Origin of the sequence: Acidovorax sp. 1608163, assembly GCF_003669015.1 — a bacterium.
Classification (GTDB): Bacteria; Pseudomonadota; Gammaproteobacteria; order Burkholderiales; family Burkholderiaceae_C; genus Acidovorax.
Window position 1 is genome coordinate 4,823,839 of sequence record NZ_CP033069.1, and the last position, 19,521, is coordinate 4,843,359.

Here is a 19,521-nt window from a genome sequence, read left to right on the forward strand (position 1 = left end):
GTCAAGCTCCTGCGCGCCATCAGAACCGCACGTCCACACCCAGGCGCAGGTTGCGCGGGGCGCCGTAGTACGAGTTGCCCGTGGTGGCGTAGTAGCTCTTGTCAAACGCGTTGTAGAGGTTGGCACTGAGCGTGACGCTGGAGGTGACGGCGTAGCGCACCATCAGGTCCACCACCGCGTAGGCGGGCTGGGTGTTGCGCACCTTGAGCGGGCCCTGGTCCTCCGCGTAAATTGCGCTTTGCCAGCGCAGGCCGCCGCCCACCGTCAGGCCCTTGCCCACGCCCGCGATGCGGTAGCTGGTGAACAGCTTGGCGGTGGTTTGCGGCACGTTGGTCAACAGCCGATTGCGCAGCCGGTCGTGCGTGATGTTGCGGGCCACGCTGGCGGCCAGTTGCCAGCCGGGTCGCAGCGCGCCCGAGGCCTCCACCTCCACCCCGCGCGTGCTGGTGCCCGACACCGCTTCGTAGGCCTGCGAGCCATCGGGCGCAAAAGCGTTGGGAATGGCCACGGCCAGGTTGTCCTGCCGCGCCTTGTACACCGAGGCGCCCAGGTTGAGCTTGTCGCCCCAGAACGCGCCCTTGGCCCCCAGCTCAAAGCTGTCGCCCGTTTGCGGGTCCAGATAGGCGCCGCTCACGGTGCGGTTGCTTTGCGGCTTGAAGATGCTGGTGTAGTTGGCATAGGCCGACCAGTGCGCGCCCAGGTCCACCACCAGGCCCAGGTAGGGCGTGACCTCGCCCGACTCGGACCGGTCGGTGATGTCGATGCTGCCGGTGCTGTAGGTCAGGTCGGTCTTGTAGCGGCTCCAGTCCGTCACGCGCGCCCCGGCCAGCACGGCCACGCCGTCCATGGGCTTGAGGCGGGTGGTGGCAAAGGCGCTGTTCATGCGCTCGTCCGATTGGTAGTGGCCCACGCTGGGGTTGTTGGGCGCAGCGGGGCTGTTGCCGTCCCATGTGTAGATGTTGGGCACCGCGCTGCTCCAGTTGTCGTGCCACCAGTTGGTGTACGTGGGGTCGCTGAAGGTGGTGCGGCTCATCTGCGCGCCCAGGGCCAGGTCGTGCGTGCGGCCCAGCAGCGTGTAGGTGCCGGTGGCCTGCACGTCCAGGCTGTCTTGGGTGGGCTTGGCCGTCCAGCGGCCCGCCCAGATGGTGACGCCCGCCCCCGTGGCCCGGTCGGGGTTGCCGCCGCTGGCGTAGCCCACCAGTTCGTCGTAGTGGCTTTGCGTGCGGCTGGCCGTGGCGCGCAGTTGCCAGTCACCCGCCAGGCGGTGCTCCAGCGTGGCAAACACGCTGTTGTTGTGCCGCTCTGAATATGCCCAGCTGGGCGCGGCCGAGGCCGAACGGCTCCACTGCGTGCGCGTGCCATCGGCGTAGTAGGCGGGCAGGCCGCCGCGCGCGTGGCCCGTGGCATCGTGGTTTTGCAGCGATGCGCCCGCGCGCAGCAGCGTGCCCGGCGCCAGGTCGGCCTCCAGCACGCCGTACAGCAGCTGCTTGCGCTCATTCAGCCGGTCGATGTACGAGTCGTTGTCTTGCGCTGCTGCCACCAGCCGCCCACGCAGCGTGCCCGCTTCGTTCAGCGGGCCGCCCACATCGGCCTCCAGGCGGCGCAGGTTCCACGAGCCCGCCTCGGCCTTCACCTGGGCCTGAAAATCTTGCGTGGGCCGCTTGCGGATCAGGTTGATGGCGGCCGCCGGCGTACCCAGGCCGTTCATCAGGCCCGAGGCCCCGCGCACCACTTCCACCCGGTCGAACATGGCCATGTCGTTGGTCTGGAAGATGGAGCTGTAGTTGGAGTCAAGCTGGCGCACGCCATCGACCATATAGGTGTCCACCTCAAAGCCGCGCGAGTAGATGGGCGATGAGTCCGACCCCGCATTGCCCGCCTGGCTCACCACCAGCCCGGCCGTCTGCGCCGCCACATCGGCCAGCTGGGTCAGGCCCTGGTCTTCCATGCGCTGGCGCGTGATGACGCTGACGGACTGCGGCGTCTCGCGCAGGCTCAAGCCCAGCGGCGTGGCCGTGCCCGATTGGGCGGTGGTGTACGAGCCGGTGTGCTCCGTCAGCGGGCCATGCTCAGCCTGCGCCTGCACGCGCACCTCGGCCAGCGCCACACCCGCAGCAGCGGCACCCGAAGCCCCGGCAGCCGGGTCGCGCTGCACCGTGACCAGGCTGCCCTCGATCACTGCCACCAGCCCAGTGCCTGCCAGCAACCGCTCCAGCGCCTGCCGCGCCGTGAACGTGCCCTGCACCGCAGGCGCCTGGCGGCCCTGCACCAGCGCAGGCTGCACCACCAATTCCAGCCGCGCCTGGCGGGCCAGGTCGTTCAAGGCATGGGCCAGAGGCTGCGCCGCAATCTGCACCGGCAGCGCCGCCGTGGTGGCGGCGTTGGACGCGGGTGCTGGATTAGGCGCAGGGGTCTGGGCCTGCGCAGCCAAAGCATTCAGGGCCAACCAGGCCGCCAGGGCCAGGGGTGCAGGGCGGGGGCAAAGGCTGCGCATGGACGGAAATTCCCTCGGGTGTGAGTGCATGGTGAACATTGCGAACAAGAAGTGTTCTCATGTAGACGCAGCACTTTGCGCGCCCCCTAGGTCGGTGGGGAAAAATTTTTTAGGCGGGGATTTTTGTGCGGTTGCCCCTTGCGCTTGAGGGCCTGAGTGACACCGCACGGGTTTGGTCAGCCGAAGGGAGTTCACGTTGCCCACACCAGCCAGTCAACCCGCAGAGTTCTTCGTCTCTGTTTCCTGTGAGGCAGAATTCGGCCAACAGCTGACGTTCCCAATCCTCTGTCAACTCTCCCCTACACAAACAGTATGACCATCAATACTGAGCTCAACATCGCCGAGATTCCCCACGAGTCAGGAGTGATCAGGTTTCGCTATGCGAGGGTGATGGCAGCAGATCGAACACGATGGGTTCGGCACGGTCTTTTCGTTGAGTACGATGAAAATGGAACCATGATTTCGGAAGGCAATTACAAAGATGGCAAGGAATGTGGGCTTTGGCGCGACTACCATCCGAACGGCAAACCTGCAGCGGAAGGTTGCTATCACGAGGGCAAGGAGGTCGGCGTGTGGCGGTTCTGGAGTCCCGAGGGAACAGAAGAGCCGAGTACGAATTTCAACTGACGGCCAAGAGCAGACACCGAAACTATGTCTTGGAATTTTGCACAACCAAAGAATCTCGCAGTCATCACCGCAGCTAGCGTGGTGTCAGGCGAACGCCCCGTTCTCTATGTCTCACATGACGAAGAGGATGGTGGGTGGCAATTTCTCGACGGAACCGCGCTTGTAGAGACGAACGCACTAGTCGTGGGTCTTGGTCGCATGGTCGATAGTGATCCGGCTCTTGCCGAACTTGCCGACCTCCCAGAAGGCTTCATCGCCACGCGGCGCAGCACAGAAGATGTTTGGGTGCGACAGCGCCGAGCCTGACGTCCCGTATCGGCCATGAACAGACGTTCTCGATGACCATTCAACTACCTGCTGCCTACCGTGCCTTCATCGAAACGAACGGTCTGTTCGAAGGCTTCTTTGTCACTGCGCATGAAGAGTGCTACGTCATCCTATGGGGCGAGGACGAGGTCACTAGCGCCAACGCGGAAATCGAGGTTGATGTCTACGCTCCTGGCTACGTGGCTTTCGCTGGAAACGGGGGCGGTGAAGTCTATGCATTCGACTCGACAGGCGCTGTCTTCATGCTGCCAATGATTGGTATGGAACCGGCTGCCGCAATTCATGTGGCCGGAAATTTCCTCGAATTTGCGCGAGGATTTCAAGGCGCCGCGGCACCGGACGAATGACCGCTTCGGAGCGCTCGCAATGTCTCTTGTGGGCCCAAAGCGGCTAGCCCAGAAGCTTCCGATTTTTAGTACCTATTTTTCTGGCATCCAGTTACCTGTTTGCGATCCACAAGGAATCGTCCACAGCCTCCGAGACATTCACCGCCCCGCACCCACCAGTTCAGCCGCTTCAATGCAGGTGGCCTCCTTACCACCCTCGCCCTCGCCACAGGCCACCGCACGCACAGGCAGTACGCGCGGCAGTGCGCGCACAAAGTTGTCGAGGTGGCGCGGGTCAAAGGTGCCCGTCAGGCGCAGCGCGCCCAGTTGCGGGTCTTGCAGCGTGATGCCCGTGGGGCCGTAGCGGCCCAGCTCGGCCAGGGCCTGGGCCAGGGGGGTGTCGTCAAAGCTGACGCGGTGGGCGCGCCAGGGGGCGATGCCTGAAGGCGGCACGGCCACCACGGGGCCCAAGGTGCCTGTGGCGTCCGTCACCACCTGCTGCCCGGCGGTCAGCAGCACCGGGGCTGCACCGGGGGCGGCCACCTGCACCCGGCCCTCTTCCACCGCCACGCGCACGCCGTCGTAGCCCGCCATGCCGGGGGTGTAGCGCACCGCAAACCGGGTGCCCACCACGGTGATGCGCACCGGCCCGGCCAGCACATCAAAGGGGCGTGCTGCATCGCCTTGCACCTGGAACATGGCCTGCCCCTGCGCCAGGCGCACCTCGCGGCGCTGGGCGTACAGCGACACGTCCAGCTGGGTGTCGGTGTCCAGCCGCAGCAGGCTGCCGTCAGGCAACTGCACCTGGGTTTGCTGCCCCTGGGGCACAGCAAAGGCCTGGGCAAACTGCGGCGGGCTTTGCCAGGGCGACCAGCCCACCACCTCCATCACGCCAAACACGGTGCCCAAGACCAGCGCGGCGGCGACGGCACCTTGCGCCCAGCGGGTGGATGCCGCGCCCAGACATTGGGGCAACGCCTGCCAGCCAGCGCGCAGCCCGGCCCAAGCACTGCGGTGGTGGCTGGCATGGACCGGCAGGCTGGCAGCGGTCTGGGCCTGAGGCGAACGGACGGCTTCGGCCGCCAGGTCTTGCGCCAGTTGGTCACGCAGGTGCTGCACGGCTGGGGCGCTCAGTTGGTCCAGCGCCTGCCAGTCGGCCTGCCAGGCGGCGTAGGCCTGCTGGTGGGCGGGGCTTTGGGCCTGCCAGTGGTCCAGCGCATGCTGCTCTTGCGCGCTCAGCCCGTGCTGGCTGCGCACCCACCAGCGCAGTGCCTGCTGCGGCAGGGGCATGCGGGGGTCGTCTTCAGAGAAGTCCATCGGGTCGGGCTCAGGCGGGGTGATCGGGTGTGGGGGGCGCTTGGGGCGCAGGCGACGTTGGTGGCTTGGGGGCCTTCTTGGGTGAAGACGCACCAGCCGCCGTAGCCCCCAAGGTGCGCCCCTGCTCCAGCGCCTCGCGGCACTGGCGGCAGGCCAGCATGGCGCGCTGGATGTGCTGCTCCACCATCTTGCGCGAGATGCCCATGCGCGCGGCCACCTCGGCCTGCGGCAGGCCGTCGAACTTGTGCAGGATGAAGGCCTCGCGGCAACGCAGCGGCAGCGCATCGATGGTGGCCAGCAGCGCCGCCATGCCCTGGGCCGAGGCGGCCTGTGCCTCGGGCCCGAGCGCAGCGGGCGCGGGCAGCTCGGTCACATCGGGCACGGACTCATCACCATCGGCGCCATAGGCCGTGGCATTTGCTGCGTGTGGCGCACGCACGGCCTGGCGGCGGTGCTGGTCGATGAGCAAATTGCGTGCGGTGCGGTACAGCAGGGCCCGGGGCTGCTCCACCACTTGGCCCGATTGCTCCAGCGCCAGCACTCGGGTGTACGCCTCGTGCACCAGGTCCGAAGCCCGGTCACGGCTGCGCACCGCGCGCGCAAAGTAGTTCAGCAGTTCTTGGTAGTAGTGGGCAAGCACGGGCACACAGCCTGTCGGTGAAGCCCTGGCGCGCACAGTGGCGCCTGAAGGGCATGGACGGCTGGGGGCGTGGCGTGGGCTGGCCCGTGGCTGGGAAGGAGCGCGATTGTAAAACCTGCCGGGTGCTGCAGCGCCGGAGACCCGTGCTGCCAACCCCGCCGCCGGGGACAAGGGAAGGGGGCAGAGCGGCAAGGCACCGCTTCAAGCAAAATAACCCTCCAGCGCTTTCAAAATAAGCGCTGGCAGCTATATTTTTAATAGCATTTCGCATCGCCACGCAAGGATGGATCCATGACCGCACGCACCCTGCACAGCTATGAGCCCCGCAAGGGCCACGGCCTGCCGCACGACCCGTTCAACGCCATCGTGGGGCCGCGCCCGATTGGCTGGGTTTCGACCCGCAGCGCACAGGGCGCGCTGAACCTGGCGCCCTACAGTTTTTTCAACGCCTTCAACTACGTGCCGCCCATCGTGGGCTTTGCCAGCATTGGCGCCAAGGACACGCTGCGCAACGTGCAGGAGACGGGCGAGTTTGTGTGGAACCTGGCCACGCGCGGCCTGGCCGATGCCATGAACCAGACCTGCGCCGCCGTGGGGCCGGAGGTGAGCGAATTTGCGCTGGCCGGACTCACCCCCCTGCCCAGCACACAGGTACAGCCGCCCCGCGTGGCCGAGAGCCCGGTGACGATGGAATGCCGCTGCACCCAGATCCTGCAACTGCAAGGCGCCGATGGCGCGCAGGTGCCCACCTGGCTGGTGCTGGGCGAGGTGGTGGCCGTGCACATCGACACGGCTTTGCTCAAGGACGGCGTGTACGACACCGCCAGCGCGGGCCACATCCTGCGCGCAGGCGGCCCGGCCGACTACTTCACGGTGGGGCCCGAGCAACTCTTCAAGATGCACCGCCCACGCTGAAGCAAGGCCGTGCCGCTGCCCAGCTAGGTGCTGGCGGGGGCATCGCCCGATGTGTCCACGGGCACATACAGGCTGTTTTTCATGGTGTCGATCACCACATGGGTGGTCATGCGGGTGATCTGGGGGATATCGCTCATCAGGCGGGCCGCCAAGGCATCGTAGGCTTTCACATCGCGTGCCACGATGACCATCATGATGTCAAAAGTGCCCGTGACGTAGTACACCTGCTGCACGCTTGGCTCGCCTTGCGACCAGCTGCGAATGCGCGGCAGCGCTTCGTAGTTGTCCTTGACCTCCAGCCCGGCCAGGAAGCTCATCACCCCACCCACGGCCTGCGGGTTGACCACGGCCACCTCGGCGCTGATGACCTTGTCGGACCGCATGCGCCGCAAGCGGCGCTGCACGGCCGATGCCGACAGGCCCACCTCCTGGGCAATGACCTCGGCGTTCATCTGGCAGTCACGCTGCACCAGGGCCAAAATTTTGCGGTCGAAGAGGTCAAGGCTTGCATCCATGCGCGGCATTTTAGGGATTCGGCCTCTTTGCACTTGGACACTTGCAATATCCCCGTGTGGACTGAGCCCGGCGACAAGCTCAGCGTGAACGGTTCAAGTGGCTTACCCCCATCCACAGGCGGGGGCTGGCCAATCCGCCTTCAGGCGCCAGCGCCCCGGTTCTGCACCAGCCCCATCGCCAAGCGGCCCTCTCCCACCGACCAATCGGAATAGTCGTTCTCGTGCATGAAGATGAAGACATCGGCCGGGTTCACGCCCGCTGCACTTTGCAGGTTGCGGGCAATTGCCTCATAGAGCGCACGCTTCATGGCATCGCTGCGACCCCGGCGCAGCGTGATCTCGACCACCACCACCTCCTCGGACCGAACCACCCCGTTAAAGGTGCGGCTGCAGGCAAAGTCACCCGGCTGGTAGCTGGCCACCATGTTGAACAACTCGTCCGCCGGCATGCCAATGCTGCTGACCAAGGCGTCGTGGATGCCTTGGACGATGCACTGGCGGGCTTGCGCCGACAGGTGATGGGGAACGTTGGTACGGATGAAGGGCATGGCATATCCTTTTTATGTTCGTTTTATTCAAATAGAAGCCGCAACAAAGCAGGCTGGCAGTCGCTACGATGCAACGCTTTCATTTGCTATTTTGAAAAACTGCCTGCCCCTTGAAAAGCGATGATTGCGCACACCCTATGTGCATTGAGATCACTTAAATGAGCTACCGCCTTCCCCCCTTGGGCGCCTTGCGCGCATTCGAAGCAGCCGCACGCCTGGGCCGCATGAACGCAGCGGCGCACGAGCTGTGCGTGACACCCGGCGCCGTCAGCCGACAGGTGCGCCAACTAGAGGAGCACCTGGGCATCACCCTCTTCGACGGCACCAAGGCCCGGCCCACCCTGACCCCGGCCGCACGGGTGCTGCAGCCCGTGCTGAGCAATGCCTTTCGACAGATGGCCGATGCCGTGCGCGAAGTCAGCGACCCCAGCCGGGGGCCGCTGGACGTGGCTTGTTTGAGCACCCTGACCGTGAAATGGCTGCTGCCACGCCTGTTCGACTTTCAGGCGCGCTACCCTGACATCGATGTGCGCCTGCGCACCAGCGAAGCCGACGCTGACAACACGCCCCAGCGCAGCGACCTGGCCATCACAGTGCAGGCCACACCGCCCCGCAGCGAGGACACCGGCCTGCTGCACCTATTCCCAGAGCACCTGGGGCCCGTGCTGAGCCCGCACCTGGCCCAGCGAAGCACTGCACCGCAGCAGATGCCCGACGATCTGCGCTCACCCGCGTGGCAAACCCTGCTGCTGCGCACCCGTACCCGGCGCAACGCATGGGCCATGTGGTGGGCTGCAGCCCATGCGGATCAGCCCATGCTGCCAGAGGCCCAAGGCAGTGCGGGGCCTGAATTTGAGCACTACTACTTCACCCTGGAGGCTGCTGTGCGCGGCCTGGGCATCGCCATCGCGCCCTGGCATTTGGTGATGGACGACGTACAGGCGGGCAGGCTGGTGGCCCCCTGGGGCTTCGTGGCATCGGGCTACCACTATGTGCTGCGGCGCAGGGCCACCCAGCCCCTGGCGCCCCGGCTGGACACCTTTTGCACCTGGCTGCGCGAGCAGGCGCAGGCCAACACACCGCCCCCACAACCGCCCCGACCCACTGGCACCCCATGATCCAAAGCGGCGTTAGGCACCCACACCCTGCCGCCAAACCGCACAGACATTTCAAAGCGCGCACAAAAACAGCGCAGCAGCCACCCAATTTGCAGCCCTGCCGCAAGTTTGTTGGCAATACTCATGTCCTTTTGCGTTCGCAAGGCACAGCCGCAGGGCAACCAGGGGTTTGAGGCCCGCGATGCACATGAACCAACCACCAACCCATCTGGAGCAGGATGATGTTCAAACGCGAGGCCCTGAAGTGGCTGGCAACGGGCGCCTTGGCAGGCAGCATGGCAATGGCAGGCGTGGCAAACGCCCAGCCCGCATCCCCGGCAACGCAGGATGTGGTGCGCATCGGCACCCTGTCGGACTACGCCCCCTTTGAATACAAGGACGCCAGCGGCCAGCTCAAGGGCATGGAGATCGAACTGGCCCACGCCATGTGCAAGCACATGCAGACGCGCTGCGAGTTCGTGACCATGGACTTCGACGCCCTCATCCCCGCCCTGCGCGCCAAGAAGATTGACGCCGTGCTGGCACAGATGTCCATTACCGATGAGCGCAAGAAAGCGGTGGACTTCACCGACCTGTTCACCCTGGCACCCGTGCAGTGGGTGGCCAAGACTGGCTCGGGCATCACCGACAACCCAGAGACCCTGCGCGGCAAGACCGTGGGCATCTACAGCGGCAGCAACCACGAGACCTACCTGAAAAAGCGCCTGCCCACCGCCAAGTCGGGCATCCGCGTCAAAACCTATCCCTCGCAAGACCCCATCTGGCTGGACATGGAAGCGGGCCGTGTGCAGGCAACCCTGACCGACACCACCGTGGCACACGACTGGCTGGCCAAGACCGGTAAGGCCAAAGGCTTTGAGCTGGTGGGCAAGCCGATTGACGACGTGGCCATGTTCGGCGAAGGCACCGGGATTGCCGTGCGCAAGGGCGACCCGCTGCGCACACGCTTCAACACCGCCATCAAGCAAGTGCTGACCGACGGCACTTTTGCGGCAGAGAACAAGAAGGTTTTCCCATTCAGCATCGCCCCCGCCGTCAAGTGACAGGCGCACGGCGCGACGGCCCGGCACTGTGCCGGGCCGTTTTGCTTTTTGCAGAGAACCCATGGCGTTATTGACAGGCCCCTTGACCGACTACGCGCTGCCACTGTTGCAGGGCGTGTGGGTCACGCTGCAGCTGGCCTTTGCCTCGCTGGGGCTGGGACTGCTGCTGGGGCTGGCCCTCGCGGCATGCCGCCTGAGCATGCGCCCTTGGCTGCGGCGCAGCGTCGGCCTGGCCACGGCCTTGCTGCGCGGCGTGCCGGAATTTGTGATCGTGCTGGTGTGCTACTTCGGACTGTCCAACCTCATCAATAACCACCTGGACGGGGCCATCGAGATCAGCCCGTTTGGCGCAGGGGTGTTTGCCCTGTCGGTGGTCTTTGCGGCCTACGCCAGTGAGGTGTTTCGCGGGGCTTTTGCAGCCGTGCCAGCCGGGCAAGTTCTGGCCGCGCAGGCCCTGGGCATGCGGCCCGCACAAGTCTTCTGGGTGGTGCGCCTGCCGCAGGCCTGGCGCATTGCGCTGCCCAGCCTGGGCAACCTGTGGCAATCGCTGCTCAAAGACACTTCGCTCGTGTCCGTGGTGGGGCTGGAAGATCTGCTCAAGAAAGCCCAGATGGGTGCCCAGTTCACCCAGCAGCCCTTTGTGTTCTACCTCGCGGTGGCAGCGGCGTATCTGGCCTTGCTGGCGTTGTCGCACCCCGTGCAGGCGACGCTGGAGCGCTGGGCCCAGCGGGGCTATGCGCCCCACCTGCCAGGGAGCACGGCATGAGCGCCGATAGCTTGGCCTCGTCCACCTTCTCCCTTTGGCTCGCTAGCCTGCCCGCAGACTGGCAGGAGACGTGGGAATCGGTACAGGCTGCGTGGGACCCGATGCTGGACGGCTTGCGCGTGACCGCAGGCCTGCTGGCGGGCTCCGCACTGCTAGGTACCGCCTTGGCCCTGGTGCTGGCCGTGGCCACTGCCATGGGGCCCCGGCCTATCGCTGCAGCGGCACGGCTGTATGGGGCACTGGTGCGCGGCACGCCCCTGCTGGTGCAATTGTTTCTGGCGTACTTTGGCCTTGGCCAGTTTGAGGCGGTGCGGCAGTCCTCCCTTTGGTGGTTGCTGGAAGACGCGACCTGGTGTGGGCTGGCCGTGCTGTCGCTGAACCTGGCGGCCTACATGGCACAGGACCTGCGCGCGGGCCTGCTGGCCGTGCCGCTGGGCGAGCGTCAGGCAGCCATGGCCCTGGGCTTCACCCCCTGGCAGAGCATGCGCTGCATCGTGCTGCCACGGGCCTTGCGCATTGCCCTGCCCGCGCTGGGCAACCAGGCCATCGCCCAACTCAAGGCCACGGCGCTGGTGAGCACCATCACCGTGCTGGACCTCACAGGCGCGGCGCGGCAGCTCTCGGTGGCCTCGTACACCACCGATGCGCTGCTGGTGGCCGGTGCCCTCTATGCCACCCTCACCTTGGGCATCGTGGCTTGCGTGCGCTGGCTGGAGCGGCGCTTTACACACCGCAGTCTGGAGAAGTAAGCCCCTTCAAAAGGGCACTTGTGCGCCACCGCAGGGTTGCCGCGCCTCCCCCGCGGCGAATGCCGGATTTCCGCATTTGCACGCTTTAAAAGCGGCCACCCAGCGTCAGGCCTGTCGTACCTTTGCCGGGCTTGCCTGCGGCGGTGCATTGCCCCCGCAGCCCCCTTTTTCCTTTGCAGACCTCGCTCACCATGACTTTTACGCCCACCGCCAATCCCTTGCAAACCCTGCTGGACAAGCAAGGCCTGTTCGTTCTCGACGGTGCGCTGGCCACCGAGCTGGAGCGCCGTGGCGCGGACCTGAAAGACCCACTGTGGTCTGCCAAGCTGCTGATTGAGCAACCCGAGCTGATCCGCCAGGTGCACCTGGATTACTTCCTGGCCGGTGCCGATGTGGCCACGACCTCCAGCTACCAGGCCACGTTCGAGGCCTTTGGCCAGCGCGGCTATTCCGTAGAAGAGTCGGCGGACCTGATGCGGCGCTCGATCACCCTGGCCTGCGAGGCCCGTGATGCCTTCTGGGCTGACACCGCCAACCGCCAGGGCCGCCACAAGCCGCTGGTGGCTGCGTCGGTGGGGCCATACGGCGCCATGCTGGCCAATGGCTCTGAATACACCGGCTACCAAGGCGTCAGCCGCGACGACCTGGCGCGCTTTCATGCCCCACGCCTGCGGGTGCTGGCCTGCGCTGGTGCCGATTTGCTGGCCTGCGAGACCCTGCCCTGCCTGGACGAAGCCCTGGCCATTGCCAGCCTGCTGCCCACGCTGGACAACGGGCACGGCAACGCACCCGGCGCGTGGATCAGCTTCTCGTGCAAGGACGGCGAGCACAACAGCCAGGGCGAACGCATGGCCGACTGCGCCGCCGCGCTAGACGGGCTGCCCCAGGTGTGGGCCGTGGGTGTGAACTGCACCGCCCCGCAACACATCCCCTCGCTGGTGGCGCACATCCACAGCCACACACGCACCCCGATCGTGGTGTACCCCAACTCGGGCGAAACCTACGACGCAGTGGACAAAGAGTGGCGCGGCAGCACCCCACCCACCGCCCATGCAACTCCTTGCGATGCCTTTGCCGAAGCCGCGATGCGCTGGCACGCGCAAGGCGCGCGCCTGATTGGTGGATGCTGCCGTACCAGCCCGCAGGACATTGCAGCCCTCCAGCGCAGAGCTTTGGCCCAAGGCGTGTTACGCAACGATACAGCACCTTGATTTGCATCAACTGCGCAAATCCAGGGTCTACCTAACATGAAATTCACCAAGGAGTAAATTTCATGCAACTGCTCACACGCGACGATTTCCGGATCAAGGCTTCTCACTTCAACATCACGCGCGCAGAAAACCTGCTGCGCATTGCCTGCGGCGCGTTCATGTTTCCGCATGCGCTGAGCAAGTTTGCAGCGTTTGGCGTGCTGTCTGCGGGCACCATCGGGTTCTTTGGCAAGGCGGGGTTTCAGCCGCCCGAGCTGTGGGCCTGGCTGGCAGCGTTCACCGAGGCCGCTTGCGGCATCGCCCTGGTGCTGGGGCTGTGCACCCGCTACGCCGCCCTGGGCGCAGCCAGTGCATTAGCGATTGCGGTGTATGCGCTGCACACTGTCAAGGGCTTTGGCTGGCTGTGGAACACCGGCGGGTACGAGTACCCCATCTTCTGGGGCCTGGCCTGCGTGGCCGTGGCGCTGTGGGAGTTCCGCCGGGTATATGGCCAACCCGGCCCACAGTAATACGGTCGTGCGCTTCCAATGTCCTTGGGCCAACCAAGGACCGACGGGAAAAGGTTGCCGCGCTTGCATTGAGCAAGGCCTGTGCCCATGCAGGCCGTGCCGCTAGGATGGATGGCTAATACAGGCCATTGCACTGGCCACGGCCCCGCGCCCGCCAGCGCGCCACCTTTCCCATCCATTGCTGCCATGACCGCTTCTACCGAAACCACCCGTGCCCTGGCCCCCCAGGGCGTTCTGCGCGCCTCCATCAACCTGGGCAACCCCATCCTGGCGGGCGTGGACGCGCAAGGTGCGCCCAAGGGCGTGTCCGTTGACCTGGCCCGTGCCTTTGCCCAGCGCCTGGGTGTGGGGCTGAAGCTGGTGGTGTTTGACGCCGCAGGCAAGTCGGTCGAGGCCGTGCGCGGCGAGCAGGCCGACATCGGCTTCTTCGCCATCGACCCACTGCGCGGCGAAGGCATTGCGTTCACCGCGCCGTATGTGCTGATCGAAGGCAGCTACTTGGTGCGGGCCGATTCGCCCCTGCAAACCAACGACGAAGTGGACCAGAGCGGCCGCACCGTGACGGTGGGCAAGGGCAGCGCGTATGACCTGTTCCTAAGCCGTGAACTGAAACACGCCACCATCGAGCGCGCTCCCACCTCGCCCGCCGTGGTCGACACCTTCCTCACCCACGGCCACGATGTGGCGGCGGGCGTGAAGCAGCAGCTGGAAGCCGATGCCCAGCGCTTGGGCGGCCTGCGCCTGTTGCCCGGGCGCTTCATGGTCATCCAGCAGGCCATGGGCACGCACAAAGGCCGGGGCGCTGCCGCGCAGGCTGCGCTCACACAGTTTGTCGAAGACATGAAGGCCAGCGGCTTTGTGGCCGAAGCCCTGGCGCGCCACGGCATCCAGGGCGCCTCGGTGGCGCGAGCGCAAGCCCAATCAAACTGAGGGCTCACCTCAGCCCGCCTCATGCAGCGCCATACCGTCAACAACGGCGGGCGCAACCCCGTACCACGGACACCAGCCCTGGACGAGGCGCCCCCGCCGTCGCAGATTGCCTTCACGCACTTTGGGTCAGCTGCAGGGCCATAGCTGTGGGTACCCGGCGAAGACAGACACACGCCGGAATGCTGGCACGTGGATGCCACCACAGGCATGTGTGTGGGGTGTTCTAGACCAACACCCAAGCTGCTAGGGCGAGTGAAAATAGATGTCAAACCATGCCCTAAGGCGCATTTATAAAGCGCAAGCAGCTATTTATTTGATAGCAAACCAGTTCAACACCTGCTCCTTGTGAACGGTTCGGCATAGGTGTTCTTCCCAGCTAGGGCGATTCCTAGCTGGGAATCGCCTGTATAGCTTTGGTGGGGCAAAGCCGATTCAATCACGTCCATTGCACAGGGTCGCCGCGAGCAGCAGCCGCCCCGCGCAATGGCCCCAGGCCCCAGTGCAACAACGGGTCCTGCGGGTCCAGGGAAGGACAGACAGCTAAATCGGCCACAGAGCCAAACCAATTGAAGGAGTTGAACATGGGTGCAGCAGTAGGCGTAGTGGGTTCCGCATTGATGGGTGGTGGCGGCATGGGCGGCTTGCTCGGCGGAATCGGCTCCCAGTTCCTGGGCGGCATGGTCAGCGGGCTGCTGGGCGGCTCGGACATGGGCAAGACACTGGAAGGCTTCTCGCCCGTGAACATCCTCAACGCCACCACCAACTTGGTCAGCACCATCATGGGCGGCGGCGCCCAGCAGGCCACGCAAACCCTGCAGCGCGAAGACGGCATGCCCAAATTCCTGCAGGACGCCATCAGCCAGGCCATCGAGAAAGTACTGCAAGACTGCCACAAGCCCAGCGAAGGCGCAGACGAAGCGATCTCGGACGCCGCAGGTGGGGGCATCCAAAGCGCAGTGGACGACATTGCCAAGCAAATCGTGGACAGCGTGCGCCGCCAGATGACGGAAGGCACCTCGGACATGGGCAAGGAATGCGGCGGCGGTGGCAAGACAGGTGCCAAGAGCTGGCTGCAGGCGATTGCACAGGCCATGGGAGAGGCCATGGGCAACAAGGCCTCCAAGATGGTGGAGCTGTCCAACAAGCTCAAGGAGAACTCGGGCGGCAGCGAACAAGACCAGGCCAAGGAGATGCAGGCGACGAATGCGGAGTTCCAGGCGGTGAGCCAGGAGTTCAAGCTGCTCACGGATGCGTTCAACACGGCGCTGAAGTCGCTGGGCGAAGGCATGAGCAGCATGGCGCGCAAGCAGTAAGGGGCGGTAAAGGGCAGCAGGGGGCCGGGCTGGGGCAGGCCATGCAGCCCGCCCCAGCCCCAGCCACTCCGTGGCAATCATCGCCAGTTGCAACAATGGAAACGGGCCGTTCTGCGGCCCGTTTTTATTGCAAACGCCCGATACGATGCGGCGGCACTGTGAGGCCAGCGCACGGGTTCGCCAATGCCTCATTCCCTGATTGAATTACCAGCGTTCACAGCACCACCTCCATGAAAGCCTTCAAACACCTGTGTATCGCCGCGGCGGTTGTGTTTTCCACGATGTCTCCGGCCAGCGCCTGGATGAGCGCGGATGGAGCAATGAACCTGTCCATTGGCGCGGGGCACTACATCCTCAACGAGCAAGTGCAGCGCGCCGCGCGTGCCAGCCGAGGGGGCATGTACAACACAGCCCCCAGGACGGCCCTGGCACGCACGCGTTTCACGCGCTCTTACAGCACAGCAGGCCTGGACACACTGGTCGGTTTTTACCCACCTTCTCAGCGCCCACAAATGCGCCAAGGCTTTCTGGATTTGCACAACAGTTACCCGCAGGTGGCGCGCCAATTGGGGGTACCCACGAACGATGTGGCCACCGGGATTGCCTCATTTCTTGCGGGCGCCTACATGGCCTACAACAACCACAACCTGAGCAACAGCTACGTGAGGCCCATGGCGGATCAGTTCAGGCATGCGCTGGCGAGCCAAAGCGATTTCACCCGCATGAGCGATTCCGAGAAGCAGCGCATGTACGACGTGATGGTGATGTTGGGCATGCTGATGGCAACGACCCAGGTGCAACTGCAGCGGCAGCCCGACCCAGCGCTGGAGGCTCAGATGCGCCAGCTGGGCAGGCAGATGATCGAGGGATTTTTGAAGGTGGACGCCAGTCGCCTGCGCATCACGTCATCGGGCATGCGCATCGTGTAAATACACGGCTTTCTTGTCTCCAGCGGCCACCCGCGCAGCAGCGGGGCCTCACCGGCCAGTGCTCAGCACAGCGCGCTGGCGTTCACGGCGCGGCTGGGCATGCCAGGCAGCCCAGCCGTTTTGGCACAGGCCAAAGCGCAGGGCTTGCCCCCCGTTGTACGGCGCGAGCCCCTGCGGCTGAAACCCCAGCACCTGCAAGCAATGGGCTGCGGAGCGATTGGTAGGGCTGCAATGGCCCAGGACATGGGATTGGCCCAACGTGCGAAAGGCGTGCTCCAGCAGCCACTCTCCCCCATCGAGAGCGAGCGTTCCACCCCAAGCCTGAGGGGTGAGCCGGGCGCCGATTTCCAAGGTGTGCAGGTCATCGCTGAGGTGCACCAAGCTGAACCATCCGCAAAAGGACCACCGAGGCTGCACCAAGGCGTCCAAAAATACGGCATCGATCTCGCCACAGGCGTGGGCCCGCAGGGCATCGGCAAGCACCTCGGCCTCGGGAGGGTGGGCACGCTCAGCGCACCAGATGCCGGTGCCTTCATGCTGGCGGTAGAACTGCTGCATGTTCTCCACAAACTGGTGGGCCACACGGGCGTCATCGAGCGGAACGTCGTCTGCCAGGTGGGCACGCACACGCGGATCGCGGTGCATCTGGACCAGCGCATGCACATCGCGCCAGCCAAATTCGCGAAGACGCAGCCGCGCGCCCTGGTACAGGTAGGGGGTCGAATCGGTCATCGCAGAGCACAGAGAGACTGGGTGAACGGCATGTCGCTCACAGCCCATGGGCATTGATCACGCGACGCATGGCTGCAACGCAGGCGATCGCGGCCTCTTTCTTTTCCACAGGGCCGCCTTCAGCAGCATGGGGCAAGACCAGTGCGGTAACGGCGTCGTCCTGAGGGCCTGCCTTCAGCGCACGGGTGATCCGTTCAGCGATTGGAGCACCCAACGCCAAGGGAGGGGAGGCTGCCACGCGTTGGAGCGCACGGACCGCGCCACCGGAGAGCCAGAGCTTGCCCTCCATGCCTTGGCCACCCGATAGCCCCCCCGCAAAGATGGCAGCCAGAGGATGGGCCCACGGCGCCATCTCTGAAGAGAATGTCTGGCAGGCGGCTTGCACCGCACCCACGTAGTAGCCCAGAGTAGCCGCGTGGCGATATCGCCCCTGTGCATCGCGCTGGTTGAAATGCCGGACGGGGTCTTCGCAAGCATCGTGGCCACAGCGCAGCTGTTCGGTCATGACCCGCAACTCGTTGGTACGGCCCTGGTGGACCATCTCTCGCACATAGGCGGCCAGGCCTTGCCCGCCACCATGGTGGGTTTCCAGCGCCCCCAGAATGCCTGCCGTGTCGCTGCAAACCAGGCGGGTCAGGGACTGCGCCAAAGCGGCATTGACTCCTTGGCGGGCCACCAGCCCGGGCACTGCGCTGCGGCCCACAGCCATCTTGCCGAGCAATTGGGCAGACCACTCGAACACGCTGGCTTTGGCACAAGGACTGGTGGCGCAGGCGCTGGCATCGATGAGCCGGAACAGAGGCTCTGGATCGCAGGTGACGGCGGTGACACCGCCCCACGGGCAGGCTGGCACGCTGACATGCATTTGCTGGGCCGCGCCGATCACGGACGGCAAGCGCCCCGCTTCGCTGGGGTGGGGCGCGAGCAGTTGCAGCGCCTCATCCACCTGGCGGGTGTGGTTCGCCAAGCCCGCCAAGGCTTTGGCTGCGAGCAAGGAGACTGCGGAGGAGACCGTGTCCCCACCCATCGCGGCGACCTCCAGGCTGGACGGTGCGGCTTCAATGCGTGGAGCCCAGGTCTTCAAAAATGCCAGCGTTGCATCTGCACTGGCCCGTCGGCAAAGGCTATCGCCCCACAGCCTGGCAGCAGCCGAATGCAAGTAGACGGCGCTGACACGCGCCAGGTTATGTCCGTCCAGACTGCTCGCTAGCAAGTCAAAGAGTTCGCCTTGCTCCCCGAAGGAGAGCCCTTCAGGGCCTAGGCCACGCAGCGCACACAGTTGCCCCTCGCTCAAGGCAGAAACCAAGGCATTGCGCTCCGCAGGAGACTGCCCGCGCAGTTGCTGCAGGATGGTGAGGGCCTCGGCCTCGGGAACTCCATCGAGCCCCTCACGTTGGTCCTGCTGAAAATCAAAGGCGGTGTCCCCCACTGCGGCCAGGGCAACCCAGGCTGTGGGGGCCGACGCTGTGACCGACGTGACTGGCTGGATCGGGGTCGTCATGGCGCAGCGTGGTGCCATCCAAGGATGACCGCGAAGCAATCAACAGATAGTCGGCTGGCTTTGGACACGCAAGCTCAACGCCAAGAGGTTGGCGGGATCCAGCCCCCGGGCGCTGGCGGGGTGGCCAGGCTGCCAGCAGTTTGCCGAGTGGCCGCCAGAAAGGCCTCCACCGCCTGGGTACCCGCCCGGCGAGGGTCCGCATCGGCACTGGCCCAACTGCGGGCCATGGCCTGCAGGGCCTGGCGGCTGCTGCGGGACCACGTGCCTTCGAGCGGGTCCTCGGCAATGCTGAGCAGCTGGGCGCAATAGAGGCGACGGGCGGCATCGCTGTGCGAGACGAGGCCCACCAGTGCACGCGCACCCTGATCGAAGGACACAGCGCCTAAGGTGCCGCGTCCATCCGGCTGGGTGAACCAGGCACACAGGTATTCGATGGGCCCGATGGTTCGGGTAGCACGCTTGGCGGGGTCCCACTGCGCACCCCAGGCCGCATGGCGGCCTGAGGGCATGCGGCCGCTCTGCAAGGCCAGCACAAGGGTGTCAGCCACCACTTTCTGGGCTTGGGGGTTGCCATGTTCGCCAATGCGGCAAAGCACCTGCAGGAAGGCCGGGTACAGCGCATCACCAAGAGACAGGCACAAGCGTTCCATCCAGCGTACGCGCTCTTCCGGCGACGGCAGATAGGCGCAGCCTTCGATGAGCACTTCAGCCGCAGCAGACCAGTCGGGTTGGTCTTTCAGGACAAGGTCAGGGATCTGGATCGACATGGGCCGCAGCGCGGCCTCAGGCGCGTGTAAAAAGGCAATCGACGAAGCGCGCTTGGAGTTGCGCAGGACTTTCGCCGCTGGCAGGCGGCACCGACAGCACCCGGGCTTCGCTGTGCGACCCCGTGAAGCCAAACAGGCTGGCACTGTCAGTCCCGCCCAAAGCAGGCAGATTCGCTTCAGGGGTCCGCAGCGCCGCACCAGAGGCGCCGGGCAGAAACGAGAGGGAAGACGGGGTCACCATGTC

At 65.2% G+C, this 19,521-nt stretch carries 22 protein-coding genes; 14 read left to right on the top strand and 8 right to left on the bottom strand.

Features of this window, described 5'->3' with window-relative positions; genetic code table 11:
- Positions 1–19: 19 nt before the first annotated feature.
- Positions 20–2,494 carry a TonB-dependent receptor gene (locus EAG14_RS21540; protein WP_121730093.1) on the bottom strand — a complete coding sequence of 825 codons (2,475 nt, stop codon included), beginning with the start codon at positions 2,492–2,494 and terminating at the stop codon, positions 20–22.
- A gap of 312 nt (positions 2,495–2,806) precedes the next feature.
- Here EAG14_RS21540 and EAG14_RS21545 point away from each other — a divergent pair, with 312 nt between their 5' ends.
- The 3 genes from EAG14_RS21545 to EAG14_RS21550 are packed head-to-tail and all read left to right on the top strand — an operon-like array spanning position 2,807 to position 3,795.
- Positions 2,807–3,121: a toxin-antitoxin system YwqK family antitoxin gene (locus tag EAG14_RS21545; protein WP_121730094.1), complete on the top strand. Its 315-nt coding sequence runs from the start codon at positions 2,807–2,809 to the stop codon at positions 3,119–3,121.
- Positions 3,122–3,145: 24 nt separating this feature from the next.
- The gene (locus tag EAG14_RS23000; protein WP_162996060.1) at positions 3,146–3,427 is read left to right on the top strand and encodes a hypothetical protein; all 282 of its coding nucleotides are present in this window, start codon (positions 3,146–3,148) and stop codon (positions 3,425–3,427) included.
- A 32-nt stretch (positions 3,428–3,459) separates the two neighbouring features.
- A complete protein-coding gene (locus EAG14_RS21550; RefSeq protein ID WP_162996061.1) occupies positions 3,460–3,795 on the top strand; it encodes an SMI1/KNR4 family protein in 336 nt (111 codons plus the stop codon).
- Positions 3,796–3,933: 138 nt separating this feature from the next.
- Here the strand turns inward: EAG14_RS21550 and EAG14_RS21555 are convergent, their stop codons facing one another.
- Together EAG14_RS21555 and EAG14_RS21560 are read right to left on the bottom strand one after the other, a co-directional pair.
- Positions 3,934–5,091 carry a FecR domain-containing protein gene (locus EAG14_RS21555; RefSeq protein WP_121730096.1) on the bottom strand — a complete coding sequence of 386 codons (1,158 nt, stop codon included), beginning with the start codon at positions 5,089–5,091 and terminating at the stop codon, positions 3,934–3,936.
- Positions 5,092–5,101: 10 nt separating this feature from the next.
- Positions 5,102–5,731, bottom strand: coding sequence for an RNA polymerase sigma factor (locus EAG14_RS21560; RefSeq protein WP_121730605.1), 630 nt, complete (start codon positions 5,729–5,731; stop codon positions 5,102–5,104).
- 291 nt (positions 5,732–6,022) lie between these two features.
- On the opposite strand from EAG14_RS21560, the gene EAG14_RS21565 reads away from it, so the two are divergent.
- Entirely contained in the window at positions 6,023–6,646 is a 624-nt protein-coding gene (locus tag EAG14_RS21565; protein WP_121730097.1) for a flavin reductase family protein, read from the top strand.
- Positions 6,647–6,669: 23 nt separating this feature from the next.
- On the opposite strand, the gene EAG14_RS21570 is transcribed toward EAG14_RS21565, so the two are convergent.
- Entirely contained in the window at positions 6,670–7,161 is a 492-nt protein-coding gene (locus tag EAG14_RS21570) for an Lrp/AsnC family transcriptional regulator (protein ID WP_121730606.1), read from the bottom strand.
- Positions 7,162–7,301: 140 nt separating this feature from the next.
- A complete protein-coding gene (locus EAG14_RS21575; RefSeq protein WP_121730098.1) occupies positions 7,302–7,709 on the bottom strand; it encodes a tautomerase family protein in 408 nt (135 codons plus the stop codon).
- On the opposite strand from EAG14_RS21575, the gene EAG14_RS23595 reads away from it, so the two are divergent.
- The 10 genes from EAG14_RS23595 (at position 7,708) to EAG14_RS21620 (ending at position 16,277) form a co-directional block, all read left to right on the top strand.
- Positions 7,708–7,833 (top strand): hypothetical protein, encoded by a 126-nt coding sequence (locus tag EAG14_RS23595; RefSeq protein ID WP_256371472.1) that lies wholly within the window; start codon positions 7,708–7,710, stop codon positions 7,831–7,833. The two genes, EAG14_RS21575 and EAG14_RS23595, sit on opposite strands and share 2 nt — an antisense overlap.
- A gap of 34 nt (positions 7,834–7,867) precedes the next feature.
- Positions 7,868–8,827, top strand: a complete 960-nt coding sequence (locus EAG14_RS21580; protein WP_099657341.1) for a LysR substrate-binding domain-containing protein — start codon at positions 7,868–7,870, stop codon at positions 8,825–8,827.
- 221 nt (positions 8,828–9,048) lie between these two features.
- Entirely contained in the window at positions 9,049–9,870 is an 822-nt protein-coding gene (locus EAG14_RS21585) for a transporter substrate-binding domain-containing protein (protein WP_240456876.1), read from the top strand.
- Positions 9,871–9,931: 61 nt separating this feature from the next.
- The gene (locus tag EAG14_RS21590) at positions 9,932–10,636 is read left to right on the top strand and encodes an ABC transporter permease subunit (protein ID WP_121730099.1); all 705 of its coding nucleotides are present in this window, start codon (positions 9,932–9,934) and stop codon (positions 10,634–10,636) included.
- A complete protein-coding gene (locus EAG14_RS21595; RefSeq protein ID WP_240456877.1) occupies positions 10,633–11,385 on the top strand; it encodes an ABC transporter permease in 753 nt (250 codons plus the stop codon). The genes EAG14_RS21590 and EAG14_RS21595 overlap by 4 nt, the downstream gene beginning before the upstream one ends.
- Before the next feature lie 191 nt (positions 11,386–11,576).
- Complete coding sequence (gene mmuM / locus EAG14_RS21600) at positions 11,577–12,596, top strand: homocysteine S-methyltransferase (protein ID WP_121730608.1); 1,020 nt, start codon at positions 11,577–11,579, stop codon at positions 12,594–12,596.
- A gap of 62 nt (positions 12,597–12,658) precedes the next feature.
- Entirely contained in the window at positions 12,659–13,105 is a 447-nt protein-coding gene (locus EAG14_RS21605) for a DoxX family protein (protein WP_121730101.1), read from the top strand.
- Positions 13,106–13,291: 186 nt separating this feature from the next.
- Positions 13,292–14,035, top strand: a complete 744-nt coding sequence (locus EAG14_RS21610) for an ABC transporter substrate-binding protein (RefSeq protein WP_121730102.1) — start codon at positions 13,292–13,294, stop codon at positions 14,033–14,035.
- Between the two features lie 581 nt (positions 14,036–14,616).
- Positions 14,617–15,348 carry a hypothetical protein gene (locus EAG14_RS21615; protein ID WP_143226017.1) on the top strand — a complete coding sequence of 244 codons (732 nt, stop codon included), beginning with the start codon at positions 14,617–14,619 and terminating at the stop codon, positions 15,346–15,348.
- 230 nt (positions 15,349–15,578) lie between these two features.
- The gene (locus EAG14_RS21620) at positions 15,579–16,277 is read left to right on the top strand and encodes a DUF6683 family protein (RefSeq protein WP_143226016.1); all 699 of its coding nucleotides are present in this window, start codon (positions 15,579–15,581) and stop codon (positions 16,275–16,277) included.
- Between the two features lie 48 nt (positions 16,278–16,325).
- Here EAG14_RS21620 and EAG14_RS21625 read toward each other — a convergent pair whose 3' ends face one another.
- From EAG14_RS21625 to EAG14_RS21635, 3 genes are all read right to left on the bottom strand, one after another.
- Positions 16,326–17,009: a GNAT family N-acetyltransferase gene (locus tag EAG14_RS21625; protein WP_162996062.1), complete on the bottom strand. Its 684-nt coding sequence runs from the start codon at positions 17,007–17,009 to the stop codon at positions 16,326–16,328.
- A gap of 37 nt (positions 17,010–17,046) precedes the next feature.
- Positions 17,047–18,510, bottom strand: coding sequence for a hypothetical protein (locus EAG14_RS21630; RefSeq protein ID WP_121730104.1), 1,464 nt, complete (start codon positions 18,508–18,510; stop codon positions 17,047–17,049).
- 74 nt (positions 18,511–18,584) lie between these two features.
- Positions 18,585–19,277 (bottom strand): hypothetical protein, encoded by a 693-nt coding sequence (locus EAG14_RS21635; protein ID WP_099742606.1) that lies wholly within the window; start codon positions 19,275–19,277, stop codon positions 18,585–18,587.
- Between the last annotated feature and the right edge of the window lie 244 nt (positions 19,278–19,521).